The sequence below is a fragment of the Brevibacillus nitrificans genome (assembly GCF_003710965.1).
Classification (GTDB): domain Bacteria; phylum Bacillota; class Bacilli; order Brevibacillales; family Brevibacillaceae; genus Brevibacillus; species Brevibacillus centrosporus.
Genome location: NZ_RHHU01000001.1, coordinates 1 through 21,127 on the forward strand (window position 1 = coordinate 1; position 21,127 = coordinate 21,127).

17 protein-coding genes are annotated in these 21,127 nt (G+C 52.9%); all 17 read right to left on the bottom strand.

The genetic code is table 11. From position 1 onward, the window contains the following. On the bottom strand, positions 1–384 hold a 384-nt coding region (locus EDM59_RS00005), incomplete at its 3' end, for a peptidoglycan-binding domain-containing protein (protein ID WP_246010841.1). Positions 385–621: 237 nt separating this feature from the next. Continuing rightward, complete coding sequence (locus EDM59_RS00010; RefSeq protein ID WP_122921767.1) at positions 622–1,923, bottom strand: CapA family protein; 1,302 nt, start codon at positions 1,921–1,923, stop codon at positions 622–624. Between the two features lie 42 nt (positions 1,924–1,965). Further along, positions 1,966–2,706 carry an oxygen-insensitive NADPH nitroreductase gene (gene nfsA / locus EDM59_RS00015; RefSeq protein ID WP_122921768.1) on the bottom strand — a complete coding sequence of 247 codons (741 nt, stop codon included), beginning with the start codon at positions 2,704–2,706 and terminating at the stop codon, positions 1,966–1,968. Between the two features lie 48 nt (positions 2,707–2,754). Further along, complete coding sequence (allB, locus tag EDM59_RS00020) at positions 2,755–4,155, bottom strand: allantoinase AllB (protein ID WP_122921769.1); 1,401 nt, start codon at positions 4,153–4,155, stop codon at positions 2,755–2,757. Next, positions 4,156–5,094: a dihydroorotate dehydrogenase gene (locus EDM59_RS00025; RefSeq protein WP_122921770.1), complete on the bottom strand. Its 939-nt coding sequence runs from the start codon at positions 5,092–5,094 to the stop codon at positions 4,156–4,158. Further along, positions 5,091–5,876 carry a dihydroorotate dehydrogenase electron transfer subunit gene (locus EDM59_RS00030; protein WP_122921771.1) on the bottom strand — a complete coding sequence of 262 codons (786 nt, stop codon included), beginning with the start codon at positions 5,874–5,876 and terminating at the stop codon, positions 5,091–5,093. The genes EDM59_RS00025 and EDM59_RS00030 overlap by 4 nt, the downstream gene beginning before the upstream one ends. Further along, positions 5,873–7,174, bottom strand: a complete 1,302-nt coding sequence (locus EDM59_RS00035) for a M20 family metallo-hydrolase (RefSeq protein ID WP_122921772.1) — start codon at positions 7,172–7,174, stop codon at positions 5,873–5,875. Before EDM59_RS00035 ends, EDM59_RS00030 begins: the two co-directional genes overlap by 4 nt. Before the next feature lie 103 nt (positions 7,175–7,277). Continuing rightward, positions 7,278–8,891 (bottom strand): PucR family transcriptional regulator, encoded by a 1,614-nt coding sequence (locus EDM59_RS00040; protein ID WP_122921773.1) that lies wholly within the window; start codon positions 8,889–8,891, stop codon positions 7,278–7,280. Between the two features lie 114 nt (positions 8,892–9,005). After that, positions 9,006–10,304, bottom strand: coding sequence for an MFS transporter (locus EDM59_RS00045; protein WP_122921774.1), 1,299 nt, complete (start codon positions 10,302–10,304; stop codon positions 9,006–9,008). Positions 10,305–10,571: 267 nt separating this feature from the next. After that, a complete protein-coding gene (gene pyrE, locus EDM59_RS00050; protein ID WP_122921775.1) occupies positions 10,572–11,210 on the bottom strand; it encodes an orotate phosphoribosyltransferase in 639 nt (212 codons plus the stop codon). 24 nt (positions 11,211–11,234) lie between these two features. Further along, positions 11,235–11,972, bottom strand: a complete 738-nt coding sequence (gene pyrF / locus EDM59_RS00055) for an orotidine-5'-phosphate decarboxylase (protein WP_122921776.1) — start codon at positions 11,970–11,972, stop codon at positions 11,235–11,237. 47 nt (positions 11,973–12,019) lie between these two features. Further along, positions 12,020–15,232 (bottom strand): carbamoyl-phosphate synthase large subunit, encoded by a 3,213-nt coding sequence (gene carB / locus EDM59_RS00060; RefSeq protein WP_122921777.1) that lies wholly within the window; start codon positions 15,230–15,232, stop codon positions 12,020–12,022. Continuing rightward, positions 15,216–16,313 (bottom strand): carbamoyl phosphate synthase small subunit, encoded by a 1,098-nt coding sequence (locus tag EDM59_RS00065; protein WP_122921778.1) that lies wholly within the window; start codon positions 16,311–16,313, stop codon positions 15,216–15,218. The genes carB and EDM59_RS00065 overlap by 17 nt, the downstream gene beginning before the upstream one ends. Positions 16,314–16,386: 73 nt before the next feature. Continuing rightward, entirely contained in the window at positions 16,387–17,667 is a 1,281-nt protein-coding gene (locus EDM59_RS00070) for a dihydroorotase (protein ID WP_122921779.1), read from the bottom strand. Then, positions 17,634–18,581: an aspartate carbamoyltransferase catalytic subunit gene (locus EDM59_RS00075; protein ID WP_122921780.1), complete on the bottom strand. Its 948-nt coding sequence runs from the start codon at positions 18,579–18,581 to the stop codon at positions 17,634–17,636. The genes EDM59_RS00070 and EDM59_RS00075 overlap by 34 nt, the downstream gene beginning before the upstream one ends. 259 nt (positions 18,582–18,840) lie before the next feature. Then, entirely contained in the window at positions 18,841–20,187 is a 1,347-nt protein-coding gene (locus EDM59_RS00080; RefSeq protein WP_122921781.1) for a solute carrier family 23 protein, read from the bottom strand. Between the two features lie 372 nt (positions 20,188–20,559). Continuing rightward, positions 20,560–21,099 (bottom strand): bifunctional pyr operon transcriptional regulator/uracil phosphoribosyltransferase PyrR, encoded by a 540-nt coding sequence (gene pyrR, locus EDM59_RS00085; protein WP_092267809.1) that lies wholly within the window; start codon positions 21,097–21,099, stop codon positions 20,560–20,562. Positions 21,100–21,127 lie beyond the last annotated feature (28 nt).

Below are 21,127 nucleotides of genomic sequence, written 5' to 3' on the forward strand. Positions count from 1 at the left end.
GCCACCGCCTTGACCCGCTCCGCCTCCTTTACCTGCTCCGCCGCCAAAGCCACCGCCTTGACCCGCTCCGCCTCCTTTACCTGCTCCGCCGCCTTTCCCGCGTGCTCTTGGGGCTTTTACATGCTCATAGGAGTACACAATCGATTGAAAGGTTCTCTCATCTACAGACCCTGTAACAGGGAGTCCGTGTTTTTTCTGATAATGTTTCACGCCCCGAACAGTTACATCGTCGTAGTAACCGTTGATCGTCCCAGCGTAGCTACCCAGTGACTTCAGCATACCTTGCAAAACAAAGATGTCTGGTCCATGTGCTCCTTTCCCGACCGCTAAGCTGCCACTTGGCAAGGACAATGTGAGCGTGAGTACGAGGAGTCCTGCACTCACCTTCCGGATGAATCCCTTCCTTAAATCCGTTTTTTGTTCCTTTGACGCAAAAATGCTCTTTCCCTTAATCATGCAACAGACACCTTCCTTCAAAGGTCATATGTAGTGGTAAACCCCCCTTACTATTCCCAACTTCGCCAATTCATTACGTCCTTTTCACAGGGAATTTCCGAAAAAAAAGAAGCGCCCTTAGTCGCTTCTTCCTTCCGAAAAACCTCGCGATTGCAGACGTTCCACTCAGTCGATCAAGACTTTTCCTACGCCATTCTCCCACTCGATTTTCGTACCATATGGCTCGCTCAACTCCTGAAGACGCTCCAGGATCTTTTTCTGCTTGGAAAGCGTGGGCCATCCTCGCTGATAGCGCAAAGTCCCATATCCCAACTCAATAGGATAGAGCAGCAGCTCTTTCAAGCGACCGTCTTCGATCCGCCAGTACGGAATGACGGATTCCCACACGTATGGATTGACCCCCAAACCTTTCTTGTTGTGGTCGGTACGAGTATCAAATGCATCTGCTACCGTCGCTTCATGGCCCAATCTGTACTTCTCATAAAAATCGGCCGGCAATCGATGAACCGTTTCGTTTTGAAAAATGAAATTGCCCAAGCTGTAAAAGATGGGACGATTGCGATAGATTTCAATTCCACGCAAGATGTGCGGACCGTGTCCAAGAACAGCATCTGCTCCGCCATCGATGCAAGCGCGTGCCATCGATTCGAAAAAAGCTGCCGAAGCTGCCTTGTTTTCGCCATCCATCTCGTGGGAATGGATACTCACGATGACGTAGTCCGCTTGACGCTTTGCTTCGGAAATGGATCGCAGCATGCGTTGCTTGTCGGCCTCGACCGGCACAGTCGTGCATGCTGCCGTTTCCCCTGCGACAAAGCGATGGGCGCCGAAGCGAATCGAAGTACCGTTGCCCGGAACCGCAAAGCCTTCCTTGACATCCAGATTGTAGGACGCATTGATCGGAATCAACCGGCTGATCCGGTCCAGATGAGCGAAATCCTCCTGCGGCAAGGTGTAGGTCGTCTCGTAGCGTAGAGGATTTACGCCAGGACGGCCTGGCATGTCTGGTCGCTGCTCCCCGGCAATCCACGATTCGTGGAAAGTGGATGTAGCCGCTACTAATGCTACGCGGCCAGAAGGGCAATCCAGATAAACCGGCTGGCTCGCCTCCGCGAGATTCATACCGACTCCTGCATGGCTGATCCCGTATTCGTCGAGATACTTCCGAGTTGCTTCCAGCCCGCCGTATGCGTAGTCCATGGTATGATTATTCGCCCATGCCATGATGTTGAAGCCATAAGCCTGCAAATCCGCCAGCACTTCCGGCTGTGCCATCGCCCAGGTCCCGCCGCTAAAAGCAAAGGGAAAGCCTTCCAGACGATGAGTGGTCACTTCCAGATTCGTGAAACGAAATTCTGCTTCCCCGATCAGATTTGCGATCGAACGAAACGACTCCGACGATCGATCCGGTAGACGTCGCGTAATAAAGCTGTCTCCGGTCGCGACGAACGTCATGCTGCTTCCCATTCGCGCCCCCTCCTGCCTCTCTTCTCCTGATGCGTCTCTCTCTTAGGTCAGTCGCATTCCTTGTTCTTTGATAAATTGCGTCACGTGTGCCCGACGCGGCTTGTTGACATAGTCTGCCATCTGTTTTGTCCAGCCGTCTGTACGTGTACCGTTACTGCGCTGGCTGTAGTACTCCGAGGAGGTTTGCTCGTACTCCTCCAATGCGCCTGCGATCAGCTCTTCCTGATACCGCTCTTCGTGAATGACCGCTCGCTGTGGCAGGCGAGGCTTTTGCTGAACGTCCTGGGCAGGATAACCCAGGCACATCCCCATGATCGGCACCGTCAAAGCTGGAAGGCCAAGAACGTCTGCCACTTCCCGCGGGTTGTTGCGGATACCACCGATCATGACGCCTCCCAGGCCATGCGACCGCGCTGCCAGCAACACGTTTTCTGCAGCCAAAGCCGTATCGACAGCACCAACGAGCAGGCTCTCCACTTCATCTGCTGCCAGCGTTTCCCCATGCATCTCGCAAGCTTTTTGCAGCCTGTAGTAATCGGCACAAAAAACCAGGAACACAGGACACTCAACTACCCAGCGCTGATTTCCACAAAACGCAGACAGCTTTTGTTTGGTTTCGCTCGACCGTACGACGATTACGCTATAAGCTTGCACATTATGCGAGGATGGCGCCCACTGTGCGCAGCTCAAAATGTCTTGAAGGAGCTCCTCCGGGATGGGCTGGTCCTGATACTTGCGGATGGAGCGGTGAGATTGAATTAAACGAGTTACTTCTGTCGACATGTCACGCCTCCCTCATCATGGATGCTCTCTTTCAGCATGCCCTTTTCTTTACGCCTTTTTGACAGGGCGAATCCATTCCCCATTGGGACCGCTCACGATTTCTCCGTCCTTCATCACGGTTTGGCCGCGGACAATCGTCGCTACCGGACTACCTACGCCTGACCAGCCATCATAGGCAGTTACCTTGCTCTTGCTGTGCAGCTCTTCGCGTTTGATAACGAAAGGACGCTTCATGTCTACGATCGTCAAATCGGCATCCGTCCCAACCTGCAGAGAGCCTTTTTGCGGGAAGATCCCGAATTGCTTCGCCGGATTTTCCGAAAGGACAGCTGCGACCTGCTGCAATGTCAGCCGATTTTGCGAGACCGCATTCAGCATGAGCGGTGCCAATGTCTCTACGCCGCACATCCCAGCTGGAATCGACCACAGATCGCCGTCTTTCTCTTGCTCTGTATGAGGCGCGTGATCTGAGCAGACGATGGTTACGACCCCATCTGCAATCCCCTTCCACAGACGCTCCTGGTCTTTCTTGTATTTCACCGGCGGATACACCTTCATGGCCGGTCCAACTGTCTCGAAGTCTTCGTTGCTCAGGAACAGGTAGTGCGGGCAAGTCTCTGCCGTAATGGGATAGCCTTCTGCCTGTGCTTGCGCAATCAGGTCCACCGCTTCCCCCGTGCTCACATGCAAAATGTGCAGACGCGTTCCGGTTTCTTTCGCAAACGCAATTCCGGTCTGAACGGTCACGATCTCCGCCAGATTCGGGCGTCCCTCCAGCAAGGCTTCATAATCGCGGCGGCCGCTCTCTTCGACTTTTTTGGTCAAATGCTGGATCAAGTCATTGCTTTCCGCATGGATGGCAAACACTTGACCCGTTTTCGCCACCTGACGGAACATGTCGAGCACTTCCCCGTCCTTAAAAGGCGGAATGACGTTTTCTTCGCCGTCCTTGTAGTTGTACATCAGCTGGAACGTCTGGCTATGTACGGCATACCCCCAGAAAAACTTGAATCCGATCACGCCCGCATCGTGCAGGGGGTGCAAATCCTCCAGATTGAGATTGCCCAGGCAGATCGCCCAGATCCCGTAGTCGACGTGTGCTTTTGGCTTCAAATTTTGAATCTGCTTTTGCAGATTTTCCACGTTGTTGATCGGAGGATTGGTATTCGGCATCTCGAAAATGGTCGTGATCCCGCCTGCTGCCGCTGCCATGCTGGAGTGGGCAAAGTCTTCCTTGTAGGTGGCGCCGGGGTCACGCGAATGAACGTGGACGTCGATTAAGCCCGGAAGAATATGGCAGCCGGCTGCATCTGTCTCTTCTTTTATCTCTCCTGGCAGCTGCTCTTTCGTAATGGCTGCAATTTTCCCAGCCTGAATGTAAATATCCCCTTCGTAGCTTTCATGCGGGGTAACAATTTGTCCATTGCGAATCACGTGATCCCAAACCATTTAGCATCCCTCCGTGTTGTGTTTGCCCGCCGCGACCTGCCCGACGAGCGAATTGATATCGGTTATCCCGTATTGCACCATGTACTGCTTGATTTCCTCCAAAATATCGAGCATCGCTGTCGGTTGGACAAAGCTCGCAGTCCCCACCTGCACGGCGCTCGCTCCCGCCAGAATCATTTCGAGTGCATCCTCACCATTCATCACGCCTCCGCAGCCGATGATCGGCAGCTTTGTGACCTGATGGACCTGATAAATCATGCGAACGATGATCGGCTTGACGGCCGGACCTGACAACCCTCCGAGAACATTCCCGATTCGTGGCCGGCGTGTGTGGACATCGATCGCCATCGCCAGCAGTGTATTTGCCACATTCAAGCCGTCCGCCCCGCCTGCTTCGGCGGCCAGCGCGATTTCCTGGATACTGGTCACATTCGGTGTCAGTTTGGCGATGAGCGGTTTTTCCGTTACCTTGCGCACCTCGCTGATCAGCTCGCGGGTCAGCTTGGCATCCATCCCGAACGCTGCGCCATTTCCTTTCAGATTCGGGCAGGAAATGTTCAGCTCTAGCGCCGCCACTTCCTTTGTCCCCGCGATGATCGAAGCCATTTCCGCGAATTCTTCGATGGAGTCTGCCGAAATGCTCGAAATCAGAGGAGTTTGATAGCGGCCGTAGTACGGAATGACATTTTCCATGTAGGAATCGATGCCCTTGCTCTGAATGCCGATCGAGTTGATCATTCCGGCAGGCGTCTCGCATACGCGCGGTGTCGCATTGCCCTTTCGCGGATACTTCGTAATGCTTTTCGGCACTACGGCCCCAAGCTGGTTAAAGTCAATGATTCCTTCCATGTCTTCCCCGAAAGCTCCGGAGGCAGGCATGATGGGGTTTGCGAGCGTAAGACTACCGATGTTCACAGACAATTTCAGCTCCGCCGTCATCCCAGCACCACCTTCTCCAGCGGGAATACCGGACCTTCCTTGCATACCCGAACCGTTTTCAAATACTCTCCATCACGCACATCACAGACGCAGGCAAAGCAGACTCCCATCGCACAGCCCATGTGCTCCTCCAGCGCGATCTGCCCGGGAATTCCGTGCTGGGCGGTAATCTCCTGCAGCAATCGGGACAGCCGCTTGGAGCCGCAAGTGAACGCTGCTTGGATCGGATGCTCGGCCAATAGACTCTCGATCTGTTCCCGAACCGAGTCCACCCCGCTCGTCTGCTCCTCGTCTGTTACCATAAGCACTTTTGCTCCAAAGCCTTGCAAGGTCTCTGCGGCCAGCAGATCATTTCGCGAGCGTGCACTGAGTATCGCAACCGCCTGAACCCCTTTTTCTGCCGCATCCTGAGCAAGTGCAGCAAGCGTTGCGATCCCTACTCCGCGAGCAAGCAGCAAAATCGTTTTCCAATCATCTTCCAGTATAAAAGGCGTACCCAACGGACCAAATACATCCACCGAGTCTCCTGCCTGCATCAGCGTGAGCCTTTGCGTGCCAGCCCCTTTGACCAGATATAAAAACTCCAACGTTTTCTCTTCCCGGTTGATCCGATAGATGCTGAACGGACGACGCAAAAACGGATTCAGATCATGACCGCAGCGCAGCTGGAAAAACTGACCAGGCATTACGGGTTCATTCAGCTCGCTGGCATCCACCTTCATGTGCCAATACCGCTGGCTCACCTGCTGATTGGAGCAAATTTTCATCTGAATCGGCTTCATGCACTCTCCCCCATCTGCTCAGGCTGGGTTTTCTCTCGCTCTTCTCGCTGCGGTTGACCGTTAGCATCCAAAACAACGGCCCACTTTTTGATTTCTTGCTCCAATAGACGGGCACCGACGCCGATCTGCTCCCAAGAGGTGTACTCCTCCCGATGGTGGCTCACACCGTCTCTGGACGGGACGAAAATCAGCCCGGTCGGCCAGCGTCTCGCCATATTCATCGCGTCGTGGCCAGCGCCACTTGCCATTTTCAAATACGATATTCCCAGATCCCGGCAGCTCTCTTCCAGCGACTGTGTCACTTCTTCGCTCAGGAGAACGGGTTGCTCGTCGCTGAGCATCGTCCACTCGACTTTCACACCGCGCTTCTCCTCTACATGGCGGAATCCAGCGTACAGCTTGTTTAGGACCGTCTTTTTGGAATGCACATGGGTGCCGCGGATATCGATCTTCAGCTCCGCCGTATCTGGCACGACATTCATGGCTCCCGGTTTGACGACACACACACCAACCGTCCCAACTGTACCGTGCTCTATCTCAGCGAGGGCAGCCGCTTCGAGGATGAGCCCGATTTCTGCCGCAGCCAAAAAAGCATCCTGACGCTGATCCATCGGCGTCGTCCCTGTGTGGGAGGCTTTCCCCTGAATACGCACCTGCAGCCTGGTCGGAGCTGCTATGCCATGAACGATCCCTACTTGAATTTCCGCTTTTTCCAAAACAGGCCCCTGCTCGATGTGCATCTCCAGAAATACCTTCAGATCCTCGGCAGCCCTTGCGGCTTCAGTCAGCGGCCATCCATTCAACGAACATTCAGACAACGCATCGCGAAACGTCTTTCCATCATGATCTAGCAGACCTGATACGCCATCTATGTCCAGCTCGCCGATCATCGCTTTACTCCCTACTGTGGAGACCCCAAACCGAGAAGACTCTTCGCAGGCAAAGCAAATGATCTCGATAGGATGCCTGGTCACAATCCCCTCATCATCCAAGGAGCAGATCGCTTCGAATGCAGCCACCACGCCGATGATCCCGTCGTAGGAGCCGCCCTCGAAAACAGCATCCAGGTGGGAACCGCTCGCAACCGCCGGCAAATGGGGCTCCTGACCCTCTCTTCTCGCAATCAGATTGCCGCTGGCGTCCATACGAACACTCATCCCACGCGCTTCACACATCATCGCTAACCGACGAACGGCCTGTCGCTCCTGCGGCGTATAGGCGAGCCTCATAACGCCTTTGTCTGAATAGCCAATTTGATTCAATTCGCGCCACGTCTGTTCCAATCGCTCCAGATTCATCGCAACCCCCACATTTCCTACTATCACTAAAGGTGTAGTATGAGGATTCTTGGATCATGATCGAAAAACCTTTGTCCGAACAGACAAAAAAAGAGACGATGCATTATCGATAACGATAATCGTCTCCCATCAAGTCAGCCAGCTTCAAGCCAATATGCAGCATCAGCTTCCCTTCTGATTGCTGCAGACTGTAGCCCGTCAATTTTTCGATTCGCCGCAAACGATACTTCAAGGTGTTCACATGCAGGAACAGGGCAGCCGCGGTTTCTGTCAGCTTTTCATCGTGCAAAAAGTACAGCCGAAGCGTTTTTACCAGCTGCAGATCACTGTTTCGATCATGCTCGAACAGCTTCCCTGCCGTCTCTTCGAAAAAGCTGTGCATTTCAGCCCGGTCCTGAAATTGTGCCAGCAAACGGTAAATGCCGAGATCGTTGTAATGAATAACGGTCCCCCTGTTGTTCATGGCACTGCCCAACAAAATCGACTGCTGGGCTTCTCGAAAGCTTTCTCTAAGCCCGCTAATTCCCGCTCCATGATCTCTGCCAATCCCGACGCGAAAGCTTCCCTTTGAGGCGGTCTGCTTCTTCAGCTGTTCCGCCAGCTTCTCTGCTCGCTGCTTGAGTTCCTCACTGGCTATGCCATTTTCTACCGGGCACAGGCATACAACCATTTGTCGGAAGAATCCGGTAATCACTCGCTGCGTCGAGACCCGAAGCAGCCTCTCTGTCCGATCCGCCAGGTCAAATGGATTTTCCCTTTTTTCCTCTCCTTCTGCTCGGATCACCATACAGATGTACGGCTCGTCCAGTGTAAAGCCATAAGGGAGTCCTCTTTCCCGCACATCCTCCAAAATCAGATGCTCGTTGACAAATACATCCCGCAAAAACTCATTCTTGTATTGCTGCTCGGTGTCAAAGCGCACCTTCAAGCGCAAAAACTCCAGGGCAAGCAGCGTAGAGGCTTTTTCGAGAATCGCGAGGTCCATTTCCAGATGATCCCTCTCAAACGCCCAGCAGGTAATGTTGCCATACACATGGCCATCCAGCAAAATCGGTGCCACGATGCACTCCATCTCTCCCCGCTCGCAGGTTCGCGTCAAATGAACAGGGCGTTTGATGATCGCAAGCTCGCGGATTTGCTCGGAGCTAAGCGGCTCACATGCAAACGGCAGCGGCGGCACCTGCATATAGGACAGCATGCTTTCGACTGTAATCGTATTTTTCGTGAGCATGCCGAGCGTTTCAATCAACGATTCCATCCCTTGTTCATTCAGAGAAATCTCATTCAGCACCTTGCTCGCTTGCTCGAGATCCTCCTGCAAAACGACTTTCCGATCAAAAATAGCGTGACTCACTGGAGGCAAAATCTCCAGGTAGCTGATCTTCTCCGGAATTTCGATGACAGGAAAATCATACGTATTGGCTTCCTCCAGCAAGGACTGGGGAATCTCGTCGACAAAACGGTGCGGCTTGATAGCCAATGCGACCGTGCCTTGTTCATGCAGCTGGCGAATCAGCTCTTTTTGCGCCTCTGCATCATCCTTGATCGCATAGAGACTGGAGAGAATCAGTTCATCGCCTTTCAGCCATTTGGCGATATCCGGAACCTCCATGATAGTCACGTATTTCACCAGCCGATCCAGTCCCCTATGGCCTGCCACCACCCGACAATCCCGAAGCCCTCCTACGCGCATGAGCTGCCTCATCGTAATGGGCATGATCCTCACCTTCCTTTTTCGCAGGTGTTACCAGTCATTGTACAGGTTCGCGAACAGACTGCCCACTTAAAAATGAAAAAGGCTACGAACGCATTCGCAGCCTTTTCCTCTCTCTTAATCCAGTTCTACATCCTTTGTCTCCGGTACCATCGTCAGCATGACCAGAAGGCCAATCGGATAGACGAGGAAGACCAGGGACATCGCACCCATAATGTTGCCGCCTACACTCAGCATCCCGATGATCGCAGGTCCAAAACCGGCAAGTCCGCGACCTGTACCAAAAATAAAGTTTTCCGCAGTAGAGCGCGCTTCCGATGGATAGTTCTCGGCCAGTACTGCGCCGAAGCCGCCCATCATGCCGTTTACGAAAAATCCGAGCATCGCACTGCCCCACAGCAGCACATTTTGATCCGTAAAGACGAAGAAATAGAGAATACACGCGATCGTACCGCCGATGTAGTAAATAGCGAAGGTCTTTTTACGACCAATCTTGTCAGCCAAAATCCCAAATGTCATGATCCCAATCAGCATCCCGATTGTCGAGATCAGCATCCAGCCGCTTGCCTTTGCCAGGCTATAGCCGTATTTTTCTGAGAGAACTGTCGGCATCCAGGAGAAAATTCCGTAGTAGCCGAAGTTTTGAATAAAGGACATGATGGTCAAACCAATCGTGGCAATGGTCAGCTTTTTGTTGGCGAACAGCTTGCCTAAAGGGAAGCCTGTCATGCTTTTGAGGGCAGTACGCTCTTCCTCTGTCAGCGTTCCCTGCTTTTCCTTTTCTAGCAAATGCTTTTTGTACGCATTTTTGCTTTTCCAGATCTCAGGCTCTTTCAGGCCAAATCGTACATAGGCTGCCAAAAGCGCCGGGAGCAGACCGAACAGGAACACCGTTCTCCAGCCCATGACAGGAACGACGAGTGCAGCGAGTACAGAGGCACCGAGAACGCCCAGCTGCCATCCGAGTGCAACACCGGAAGTCGCTTTTGCCCGTTTTTTCTTCGACCAGGTTTCTGTTACTACCGCCATCCCGATCCCGAACTCCCCACCTACACCAAGACCGACGATAAAACGTAAAATGGCCAAATGCGAATAGTCGCTTGCAAAATAGATAAGAGCGGTACCAACCGAGTAGAGCAAGATTGTCAGTGTAAAAATTTTGATGCGTCCGTACATGTCGGCCAAGAAGCCAAAAAGATACGAACCAACCAACGTACCAATCGTAGTCACCAGCGTCAAGTTTCCTGCCTCTGCAGGAGAGAGACCAAACTCTTTGATGATGAAGACGAGCACGAAGGACAAAAGCAGCATGTCCAATCCGTCAGCTGCGTACCCCAGAATGGAGCCGACAAGCGTTTTGACCTGTGTAGATTTGCTCTCTTCCACTTTTCCGTGAGGCGTAACCGAATGTTGCACGAAAGCATTCCCCCTTGATCGTGTACAGGAAAATTTGAATTATTCCATTACTAAGATTTATGTGAATGTTGGGTGAATACCTTTGTCCCTATAGACTATATTGATATTCATGATTTGTTCTAATCGACAAAAACCGCACAACATCGCCATTTGAAAAGCCTTACATTCATCCTCTTCGTGTAAGGTTTTCTTACATTTACACTAAAGATAGGAGAGAAAACGGTGTGGAAGCCGTCTTCTACTCCTATGATCAAAGCTCAACCACTCTTATTCAAAGAATGTCCGAGGAGATTTGCGCCATTCCCCCAGGATTTTCTCTTGCTCAGACGTGATGACCCCTTTTTCTGATGCAGCCTCAAGCAACGCTGTATATTGGGAAAGGGTTGTGCATGGAATGCCCGCATCTGCGAAAAGTGCTTCTGCATCCGGGAACTGGTAGCTGAAGATGGCTACTACCCCCAGCACTTCTCCACCTTCTGCCTGCACAGCCTGTGCTGCTTTCAGCGAGCTTCCTCCGGTAGAGATCAAATCTTCGATAACGACTACTTTCTGTCCGGCTGTGAGGGCACCCTCGATTTGATTTTGGCGGCCATGGCCTTTTGCCTTGTCACGCACGTAGATCATCGGCAGGTCCAGAAGCTCTGCTACCCATGCCGCATGCGGAATGCCTGCTGTTGCCGTTCCTGCTACGACTTGTGCATCCGGAAACTGAGCGCGGATCGTCTCAGCAAATGTACGAGCTATCTGACGGCGCACCTGTGGGTGGGACATCGTAATCCGGTTGTCGCAGTAGATCGGAGACTTGATCCCGGACGTCCATGTAAAAGGCTGTTCAGGACGCAGGTGCACGGCACCAATCTCAAGCAAGCTCGCAGCAATTTCTTTGGCAGTTGTCATCGTCATCATTGTAATTCCCTCCAGATTCGTATATTACCTGCGGTCTGCTTCTACAGCAGCCACGATGCTCTCCCAGGTTGCAGCCGGATCTTTCGCCACTGTAATCGCGCGACCGATCACGAGATAATCGCTTCCTAGCTGGAAAGCCTGCTCAGGTGTTGTAATGCGGGTTTGATCCCCTTTATCCGATCCTAGAGGACGAATACCTGGCGTTACGGTCAAAAAGCTCTCTCCTGCTGCTTTCTTAATCATCGGTACCTCGAGTGGAGAGGCCACCACTCCGTCCAGTCCTGCTTGCTTGGTCATTTTCGCGTAGTGTACCACTACGTCTTCTACCGAGCCTGGGATGGCCAGCTGTTCGTTCATGGTTTGCACACTGGTCGAGGTGAGCATGGTGACCCCGATCAGAATCGGACGGGGAGAGCCTGCTGCCGTCCCCTGTTCCAATCCTTCCCGTGCTGCCTCCATCATCGCCACACCGCCTGCAGCATGGACGTTCACCATGTCTGCACCCAGTCGAGCCAGGCTTTTCATTGCGCCTTTGGCTGTATTCGGGATGTCGTGCACCTTCAGGTCAAGAAAGACCTTCAGTCCCCGTTCTTTCAAATAGTGGACGATCGCAGGTCCTTCCGCGTAGGAAAGCTCCATACCGACCTTCACATAACGGATTCGATCTTCCAATGGTGCCAGGCACTGTTTGATTTCTTCCAGTGTGGAAAAGTCGAGCGCCACGATCATGCGTTCTCTAACATCAATGGATTGAGCTTGCACACTTCTCTCCTCTTTTCTATCCCGATCTCAATTTTTCTCGTTGTGGTTTACACCGTCACAGCCACTTTTGCCCCGGAGCGTTGCGCCGGCATGGCTTCCGTAGAGAATGTGATGGTCTCCAGTACGTGCAGCAGTGCGGACGCTGTATCCAGCGAGGTCAAGCATACAGCACCGTTTTCCACTGCTTCGCGGCGAATGCGGAAGCCGTCACGCTGTGGCGTTTTGCCTTTGGTCAAGGTGTTCAATACGATGTTGGCTTCGCCTTTGTGGATCATGTCCAGCAGGTTTGGCGTACCTTCCGACAGCTTGTTTACACGAGTTACGGGCAAGCCTGCTTTTTCCAGATAATCTGCCGTTCCGGACGTAGCCAGGAGCTTGAAGCCCAGCTGACGGAAGCGTTTCACGATGCCCAGTGCCTCTTCCTTGTCTTTGTCTGCCACCGTGACGAGGAGCGCACCTTTCGTCGGGATGTTCATGCCTGCTGCGACCAGTCCTTTGTACAGAGCCTTCGCCAGCGTGCTTTCACGCCCCATGACTTCCCCAGTCGATTTCATTTCTGGTCCGAGCGTGATGTCTACGCGACGCAGTTTGGCGAAGGAGAACACCGGAACCTTGACAGAGACCACTTTTTCTTCTGGGTGGCAGCCAGGTGTGAAGCCTTGGTCGATGATCGAGTGACCGAGAATGGCTTTCGTCGCGATGTTCGCCATCGGAATTCCTGTCACTTTGGAGAGGAATGGGACGGTACGGGACGAGCGCGGGTTGACCTCGATGACATAGGGACGGTCTTTGTAGATGACGAACTGGATGTTCAAAAGTCCCTTGATTTGCAGCGCACGTGCCAGCTTGGTTGTCATTTCGATCAGCTCATCCTTGATCGCTTGAGACAGCGATTGTGGCGGATACACCGCGATCGAGTCACCGGAGTGGACCCCTGCGCGTTCGATATGCTCCATGATACCCGGGATCAGGACGTTTTCACCGTCGCAGATCGCATCGACTTCTGCTTCTACCCCAACCATGTAGCGGTCGACGAGAACCGGATGATCCGGATTTACTTTTACAGCCTTCTCCATGTATTCCAGAAGCTCAGGCTCGTTGTAGACGATCTCCATCGCGCGTCCACCCAGTACGTAGGACGGGCGTACCAGCACCGGGAAGCCCAGGCCTTCAGCCGCTACCACCGCTTGTTCTACGGAGGTTACGGTTTTGCCAGGAGGCTGTGCGATGGAGAGACTGCGCAGCAGGGCTTCGAACTTCTCGCGGTTTTCGGCTGCATCGATGTTTTCCAGGCTCGTTCCGAGGATCTTGATGCCACGCGCTTCCAGCTTGTCAGCCAGATTGATCGCGGTTTGACCGCCGAACTGTACGATGACGCCCTCCGGTTTTTCCGCATCCAGGATGTTCATCACGTCTTCGATGTAGAGCGGCTCGAAATACAGGCGATCCGAGGTGTTGAAGTCGGTCGATACTGTTTCCGGATTGTTGTTGATGATGATCGCTTCATAGCCTGCTTCTTTCAGTGCCCAGACTGCATGCACGGTAGCGTAGTCAAACTCGATCCCTTGACCGATACGGATAGGACCGGAGCCGAGCACGACCACTCGTTTTTTGCCTGTCTCGATGCGCTCATCCTCTGTTTCGTAGCTGGAGTAGTAGTACGGTGTTTGCGCCTCAAACTCGGCAGCGCACGTATCTACCATCTTGTATACCGGGATCAAGCCGTTCTTTTTGCGCTCTTCGCGAACCGCGTCTTCCGTTTGACCGGAAAGCTCCGCGATTTTGCGATCTGTAAAGCCGAGACGCTTGGCTTCGTACAGCTTTTCCGTTGTCAAGCCCTTCGCGAGCTCACCTTCATAGGCAACCATCTTGTGGAATTTATGCAGGAAGAACAGATCGATTTTGGTCAGTTCATGCAGCTCGTCGATCGTCCAGCCGCGGCGCAGAGCCTCTGCCAGCAGGAACAGGCGCTCGTCGTCCGCTGCTACCAGGCGTGCTTTCAGCTCATCCGTACCGATCTCGGAAGCTCCATTGATCTCCATATGGTACGAACCAATCTCCAGGGAGCGGATAGCTTTCATGATGGACTCTTCAAACGTACGTCCGATCGCCATGACTTCACCGGTCGCCTTCATTTGTGTACCCAGCTTGCGGTTTGCCGATTGGAACTTATCAAACGGCCATCGTGGAATTTTGCTTACCACGTAGTCGAGAGTTGGCTCGAAGCAAGCGTATGTTTGTCCCGTTACCGGGTTTTTCAATTCGTCCAAGGTATAGCCGATGGCAATTTTGGCAGCCATCTTCGCGATCGGGTAGCCAGTCGCTTTGGAAGCCAGTGCAGAGGAGCGGCTCACACGAGGGTTTACTTCGATCACGTAGTATTGGAAGCTATGCGGGTCAAGCGCGTACTGCACGTTGCAGCCACCCTCGATACCCAGCGCCCGGATGATGTTCAGCGCAGAGGAGCGCAGCATTTGGTATTCGCGATCCGAGAGGGTTTGGCTCGGAGCTACTACGATGGAGTCTCCTGTGTGCACACCAACCGGATCGATGTTTTCCATGTTACATACCACGATGCAGTTGTCGTTGGCATCGCGCATCACTTCATACTCGATCTCTTTCATACCCGCAATGCTCTTCTCGATCAAGCATTGGGTGATCGGAGAGTACTTCAAACCGCTCGCAACGATCTCGCGCAGGCTCTCTTCGTCGTCGCAAATTCCGCCGCCTGTACCGCCGAGTGTGTAGGCAGGACGCACGATGATCGGGTAGCCAATTTCATTGGCAAAGTCAACCGCTTCTTCGATAGTGCTGACAATCACGGATTCCGGTACGGGCTCGCCCAGCTCGTTCATCAGGGCGCGGAACAGCTCGCGGTCTTCTGCTTGCTTGATGGATTCCAGCTTGGTACCGAGCAGCTTCACATTTTCTTGCTCCAGTACGCCTTGCTCTGCCAGTGCAACCGCCATGTTCAGTCCCGTTTGTCCGCCGAGCGTTGGCAAGAGGCCATCCGGTTTTTCCTGACGGATCACGCGAGATACAAATTCTGGCGTGATGGGCTCGATGTATACTTTATCTGCCATGTTCGTATCTGTCATGATGGTCGCAGGGTTGGAGTTGATCAGAACAACCTCCATGCCCTCTTCTTTCAATGCTTCGCAAGCTTGCGTACCTGCGTAGTCAAACTCTGCAGCTTGCCCGATCACGATAGGACCGGAACCGATCACGAGGATTTTTTTGAGGTTAGCGTGTTTTGGCATAAGTTTTCTCCTCCTTAGCGGTTTCAAGCATCTCTAGGAATTGGTCGAACAAGTAACCGGAGTCATACGGGCCAGGCGCCGCTTCCGGGTGGTATTGTACGGAGAATGCTCGCTTCGCGGTGTTGCGAAGCCCTTCTACCGTACCGTCGTTCAAGGCGATATGGGTGATTTCCAGCTCAGTGCCTTCGAGCGATTCTTCTTTCACCGCATAGCTGTGGTTTTGCGAAGTGATGTATGTGCGTCCAGTCGGCAGCTCTTTCACAGGGTGATTTCCGCCGCGATGGCCAAATTTCATTTTCATGGTATCAGCGCCAGACGCCAGAGCGAACAGCTGATGACCCAAGCAAATTCCGAAGAGTGGGTACTCACCCAGAATGCCTTTGATCATTTCGATCGCTTCCGGTACGTCTTTCGGGTCCCCAGGGCCGTTGGACAAAAGGATGCCGTCCGGTTGAATCCGGCGAATCTCTTCTGCCGTCACGTTGTAAGGTACCACCACGACATCGCAGCCGCGCTTGGTCAGCTCGCGCAAAATGCCGTGCTTGGAGCCGAAATCGACCAGCACCACCCGATGTCCGGTACCCGGGCAGGAAAATACGCTCTTGGTGGATACGCGGGATACTTGATCGGTCATGAGCGTGGTGGTTTGGAGAGCTGCAACCAGCTCAGCAAGCGGTGCTTCACTTGTGGTGATCATGCCCTTCATCGTGCCGTGATAACGGATTTTTCTCGTCAGCATCCGCGTATCCACGCCGCTGATTCCCGGGATGTCGTACGTTTTCAGCAGTTCATCGAGCGTATTGGTGTTGCGCCAGTTGCTTGGCATGTCGCAATGCTCGCGTACGACAAAGCCGTGGATGTAAGGTCTTACCGCCTCAAAGTCATCGCGGTTGATCCCGTAGTTTCCTATCAGCGGGTAGGTCATGGTTACGATCTGCCCGCAGTAGGACGGGTCAGACAAGACCTCTTGATAGCCCGTCAGTCCGGTGTTGAACACCACTTCTCCGTACGTCTCATTTGTTGCGCCAAACGCTTTTCCGATAAACTCTGTTCCGTCTTCCAAGATCAGTCTCGCTCGCATCTTTCGCTCCTCCTTCTATGTCTCGCCCAATCCCCCAGAAGCTTTTATCATGTTGTCATACAGGGGTTTCTCATTACACCTCTTGATGTACGATCTTGCCATCTACCAATGTTAGGATCGGCCAACCTTTGCACGCCCATCCAGCGAATGGTGTATTTGTACCCTTGCTCGCAAAGGTCGCAGGGTCAATTTTCTTTTCCGTTTCCAGATCGATGACAGTCAGGTCAGCTGTCGCACCTACTTCCAGGCGACCGTACGGCAGGCCGAACGCTGCAGCAGGCTTGATGGTCAGCAGATCAACCAGTTCTTTCAGCGTGAGCTCACCTGTTTGCACGAAATGAGTGTAAAGCAGCGGGAAAGCTGTTTCCGATCCGACGATGCCAAATGGAGCGCGATTGATTCCGTTTGCTTTTTCTTCTGCCGTGTGCGGTGCGTGGTCGGTCGCGATCATGTCGATTGTTCCGTCCTTCAGACCTGCGATCAGCGCGGCACGATCTTCACGGGAGCGCAGCGGCGGATTCATTTTCCAGTTGGTATCCAGATTTTCCGGAATGTCTTCGTCGCACAGCAGCAGGTGATGAGGCGTTACCTCGCAAGTCACGTTGACTCCTGCTCGTTTGCCATCGCGAACCAATCGTACCGATTCCTTCGCACTGATGTGGCAGACGTGATAGTGGACACCCGTTTGTTCAGCCAGCAGGATGTCGCGCCCTACATGGATGGATTCAGATTCCGATGGGATTCCTGGAAGTCCGTGACGCTTTGCCACCTCTCCATCGTGCAAAGCCGCTCCCGGAATCAGGAGATCGTCATCCTCGCAGTGAGCGACGATCGAAATGCCCAGCTCTTTTGCCGCTTGCATCGCTTTTTTCATCATGGCTGTAGACTGTACGCCTACACCGTCATCTGTCAGGGCAAAGATCCCTGCTTCCTTCAAGCCCGCGAAGTCCGTGAGCTCTTTTCCCAGCTGTCTTACCGTAATCGCTCCGTATGGAATCACACGAGCCATTCCCGCTTCACGTGCTTTGTCGAGAATGTAGGTGACTGTCTCGACGCTATCAATGGAAGGACGCGTGTTTGGCATGCAGCAAACGGTCGTGAAGCCGCCGCGTGCTGCTGCCTTCGCTCCTGTTTCAATCGTTTCTTTATGTTCAAAGCCAGGCTCGCGCAAATGTACGTGTACATCGATGAGACCTGCGCTGATCAAGCCGCCTTTGCAATCGACCCATTCGTGATTGTCACGAGGGATAGACTCGCCCATTGCGACGATGCGTCCGTCCTCCACCAGTACTTCTACCGGGATCAATACTCCCTCATGATTTAATAGTTTGCCGTTACCAAGGATGGTTCCCATTTCAATTCGCTCCCTTTCAGCAGAGTTTCTAGTACCGCCATTCTTGCTGCTACTCCATTCGTTACTTGCTTTTGAATCAAGGAGATTGGTGATTCAACCAGGTCTGTGTGAATTTCCACTCCTCGGTTGACTGGAGCCGGATGCATGATGACCGCTCCTGGTTTCATCGACTTCGCGCGATCCAGTGTCAAACCGTGTGCCTGATGATACTCTTCCTTGGAAATGTACAGCGACTCTGTATGGCGCTCCAGCTGCACACGCAGCATCATGACGACATCTGCCGTCTGCATCGCTTCGTCCATCCCGACGATTCTCACTCCGTTCGGGATTTGAGCCGGCTGCGGCATCATGCTTGTCGGACCGGACAGCAAGAGCTTGATTCCGAGCTTCGGCATCGCATGCAGGTGCGAGCCGAGTACACGGCTGTGGCGCAGGTCACCGATGATAGCAACCGTCAGTCCATCCAATCGTCCGAACTGTTGTTTCATGGTCAAGAGGTCGAGCAGGCATTGGGTAGGATGCTCGTTTGTTCCATCCCCTGCATTGATCAGCTGCAGGTCAACACTTGTCGCGAGCTCCTGCAAGAGACCTTCCTTTTTCGTCCGGATGACTGCTGCTTCTACGCCCATCGCTTCCAATGTCTTGATCGTGTCGTAGACCGTCTCGCCCTTCACTGCTGAGGAGGTTTCAGGAATGAAGTTTAACACGTGTGCTCCCAGACGCTTTTGTGCCACCTCAAAAGAAAAGCGCGTCCTCGTGCTGGCCTCGAAGAACAGGTTGGCGACAAATCGTCCGTGCAGGACGTTTGCCTGCTCGCCCGGGCGCTCCGCCCAGTAAGCCGCTCTCGTCAGCAGCTGTACAAGCTGTTCTTTCGTCATATCTTTTACGCCAATCAAGTGACCCGTGTTGTTCATCGTGAATCCCTCCGTTTATCTGGTGTATTCGAAAACTTGGCTACGCCAAGCTTTTGGGCGGAGTCTTAGTTGCACTTATACTGGATAAGATTCCTATAAATCCTTATCTGTACAAAAAAGCTTCTTGTCTTCGCCTTTAGCCTGTTTGGCTGGCGAGACAAGAAGCTGCTATGCTCTCCCTTTTTGCGCAGGGGAAACAGCGTTCTATGCCTTGTCAGCCTCTCTGGACTGGATTAAAGGAATGGGGAACGTTTTCTTCTTATTCTTTTTCGCTTTGCACTTCACCCATTGCAGATTCTTTCCCTGGCAAAACCACATGCAGGATGATTCCGAGGAAGGTAGCGAAAGCGATATTGTCGATGGTCAGGTCGCTCAGGAACGGGACGCCTGTTCCTGCAAAGCTGATTTTATAGCCGCCGATCCCCGTGACAAGGATCGCTGCTGCCAGTACCATGTTGCGTTTGTTGGAGAAATCAATCTTGTTATCTACGTACATCCGCAAGCCTTGTGCTGCGATGATCCCGAACAGGATGATGGATACCCCGCCCAGTACTGGAGTTGGGATGCTCATCAAAAGCGTGCTGATCTTGCCGATGAAGGCGAACAGGATCGCCAGGACTGCTGCGAGGCCGATCACCATTTTGCTGAATACGCGGGTAATCGCGAGTACGCCGATGTTTTCGCCGTAGGTTGTTGCAGGAGGTCCACCGATGAACGCTGCAAGCGAGGTTGCGATACCGTCACCCAGCAAGCTGCGGTGCAGACCAGGGTCTTTCATCAGATCGCGGTCCATAACTTTGCTCGTTACCAGAAGATGCCCCAGATGCTCGGCCAGTGTTACGAATGCGACTGGTGCGATAACCAGTGCCGCGATCCAAGCGGATGGGTTGCCCATCGCTGCTGCGACTTCACCGAATTTGAAGTGAGTGGTGAACATTTCAGGGATGCTTACAACCCAAGGTGCATCCGCGATTTTTTGCAAGTCGATCAGGTCCGGGTGACGCAAGAGTGTGTAGACATAGCCTACGATGATGCCAATCAGAATCGGGATCAGACCCAAGAATCCGCGAAGGAGAACCGCTGCCAGGATCGTTACAATCGTCGTTACCAAGGAAATTTCGATCGATGTCAGGGACATTTGCGATTGTCCGTCTACTGTTACCTTTGTTGCCATGTCGACCGCCACACCTGCAAGGCTCAAACCGATGACCACGATGACAGATGCGATGACGACTGGCGGGAGAACTTTGTCAATCCATTTGACGCCTGCCTTTTGGACAATGGCGGCGACGATGATGTACACCAGACCGGAGAGGAAGCATCCGAGCAGCGCCGTACCTACTCCGTGAGAAGCTGTGACCGCGATGATCGGTCCGATGAAGGCAAAGGAAGAACCCAGGTAATTCGGGATTTTTCCTTTCGTGATCAACAGGAAGATCAGCGTACCGATACCGCTTGTAAAGAGCGCCGTCGCCGGATCCAAGCCCGTCAGGATCGGTACGAGAACGGTCGAGCCAAACATGGCGAACAAGTGCTGGATAGACAGTGGCAACAGTTTTTTCAGTTCAGGTGTTTCGTTAACATCAATGTAATTTTTCTGGCTCATAACGATAGGTTCCCCCTGCATTTCTTTTTCTTCCCTTTTATCTTTTTGCTCGCTCTGTTTTAGAAAACTTGGCTCCGCAAAGCTTTTAGGTGAAGCCTTAGTTGCACGTATACTTGCTAAAAATCTTGCAAATTCTTACTGCACACAAGAAAAACCTCTTCGTGCGGGCACAAAGAGGTCAGCTTCTCCACAAACATGGGAAGATATCTGCCTCTTGCCGACCTCACGGGATCGTTTTTAAAGAGGAGTCATTCAGTTGTGTTTAACGTGTAGGAAATGATAAGCGTTTACGCTTATCATTTCCGGAGCGCATGGAAACTTTCCGCTAAAACGCGGTCGCTCCTCCATGAATAGGCCTCGGTAGAGGTTTTCTTACAGTAGTTGCCGGATGGATACGATGTCCATCATGTCTACCTCGTCTAGTTGTACATCGACAATTTCCGTTCTTGCTGTCGGTACATTTTTCCCTACAAAGTCCGGACGGATCGGCAGCTCCCGGTGTCCGCGGTCAACGAGTACGGCCAGCTGGATCATGCGCGGACGTCCGCTGTCGATCAGCGCATCCAGTGCAGCGCGTACCGTACGTCCCGTGTAGAGCACATCGTCAACCAGAATCACGGTTTTGCCTGTAATTTGTGCCGGCAGCTGCGAACCGTGCAGAACGGCGTCTTCTGACTTGTGCTGCAGATCGTCGCGATAGAACGTAATGTCCAGCTCACCGACTGGCACCTTTACATTCTCGATCATTTCGATCCGTTCGACCAAGCGCTGTGCGAGGTAAATCCCTCTCGTCTTGATGCCCACGATGATGCAATCTTCCACACCTTTGTTCCGCTCAATGATTTCGTGAGCGATCCGAGTCAGCGCGCGGCGGATAGCCGCTTCATCCATGATGATACTTTTACTGATCATCTACTTACCCCCCCTGACGGGAACTGTG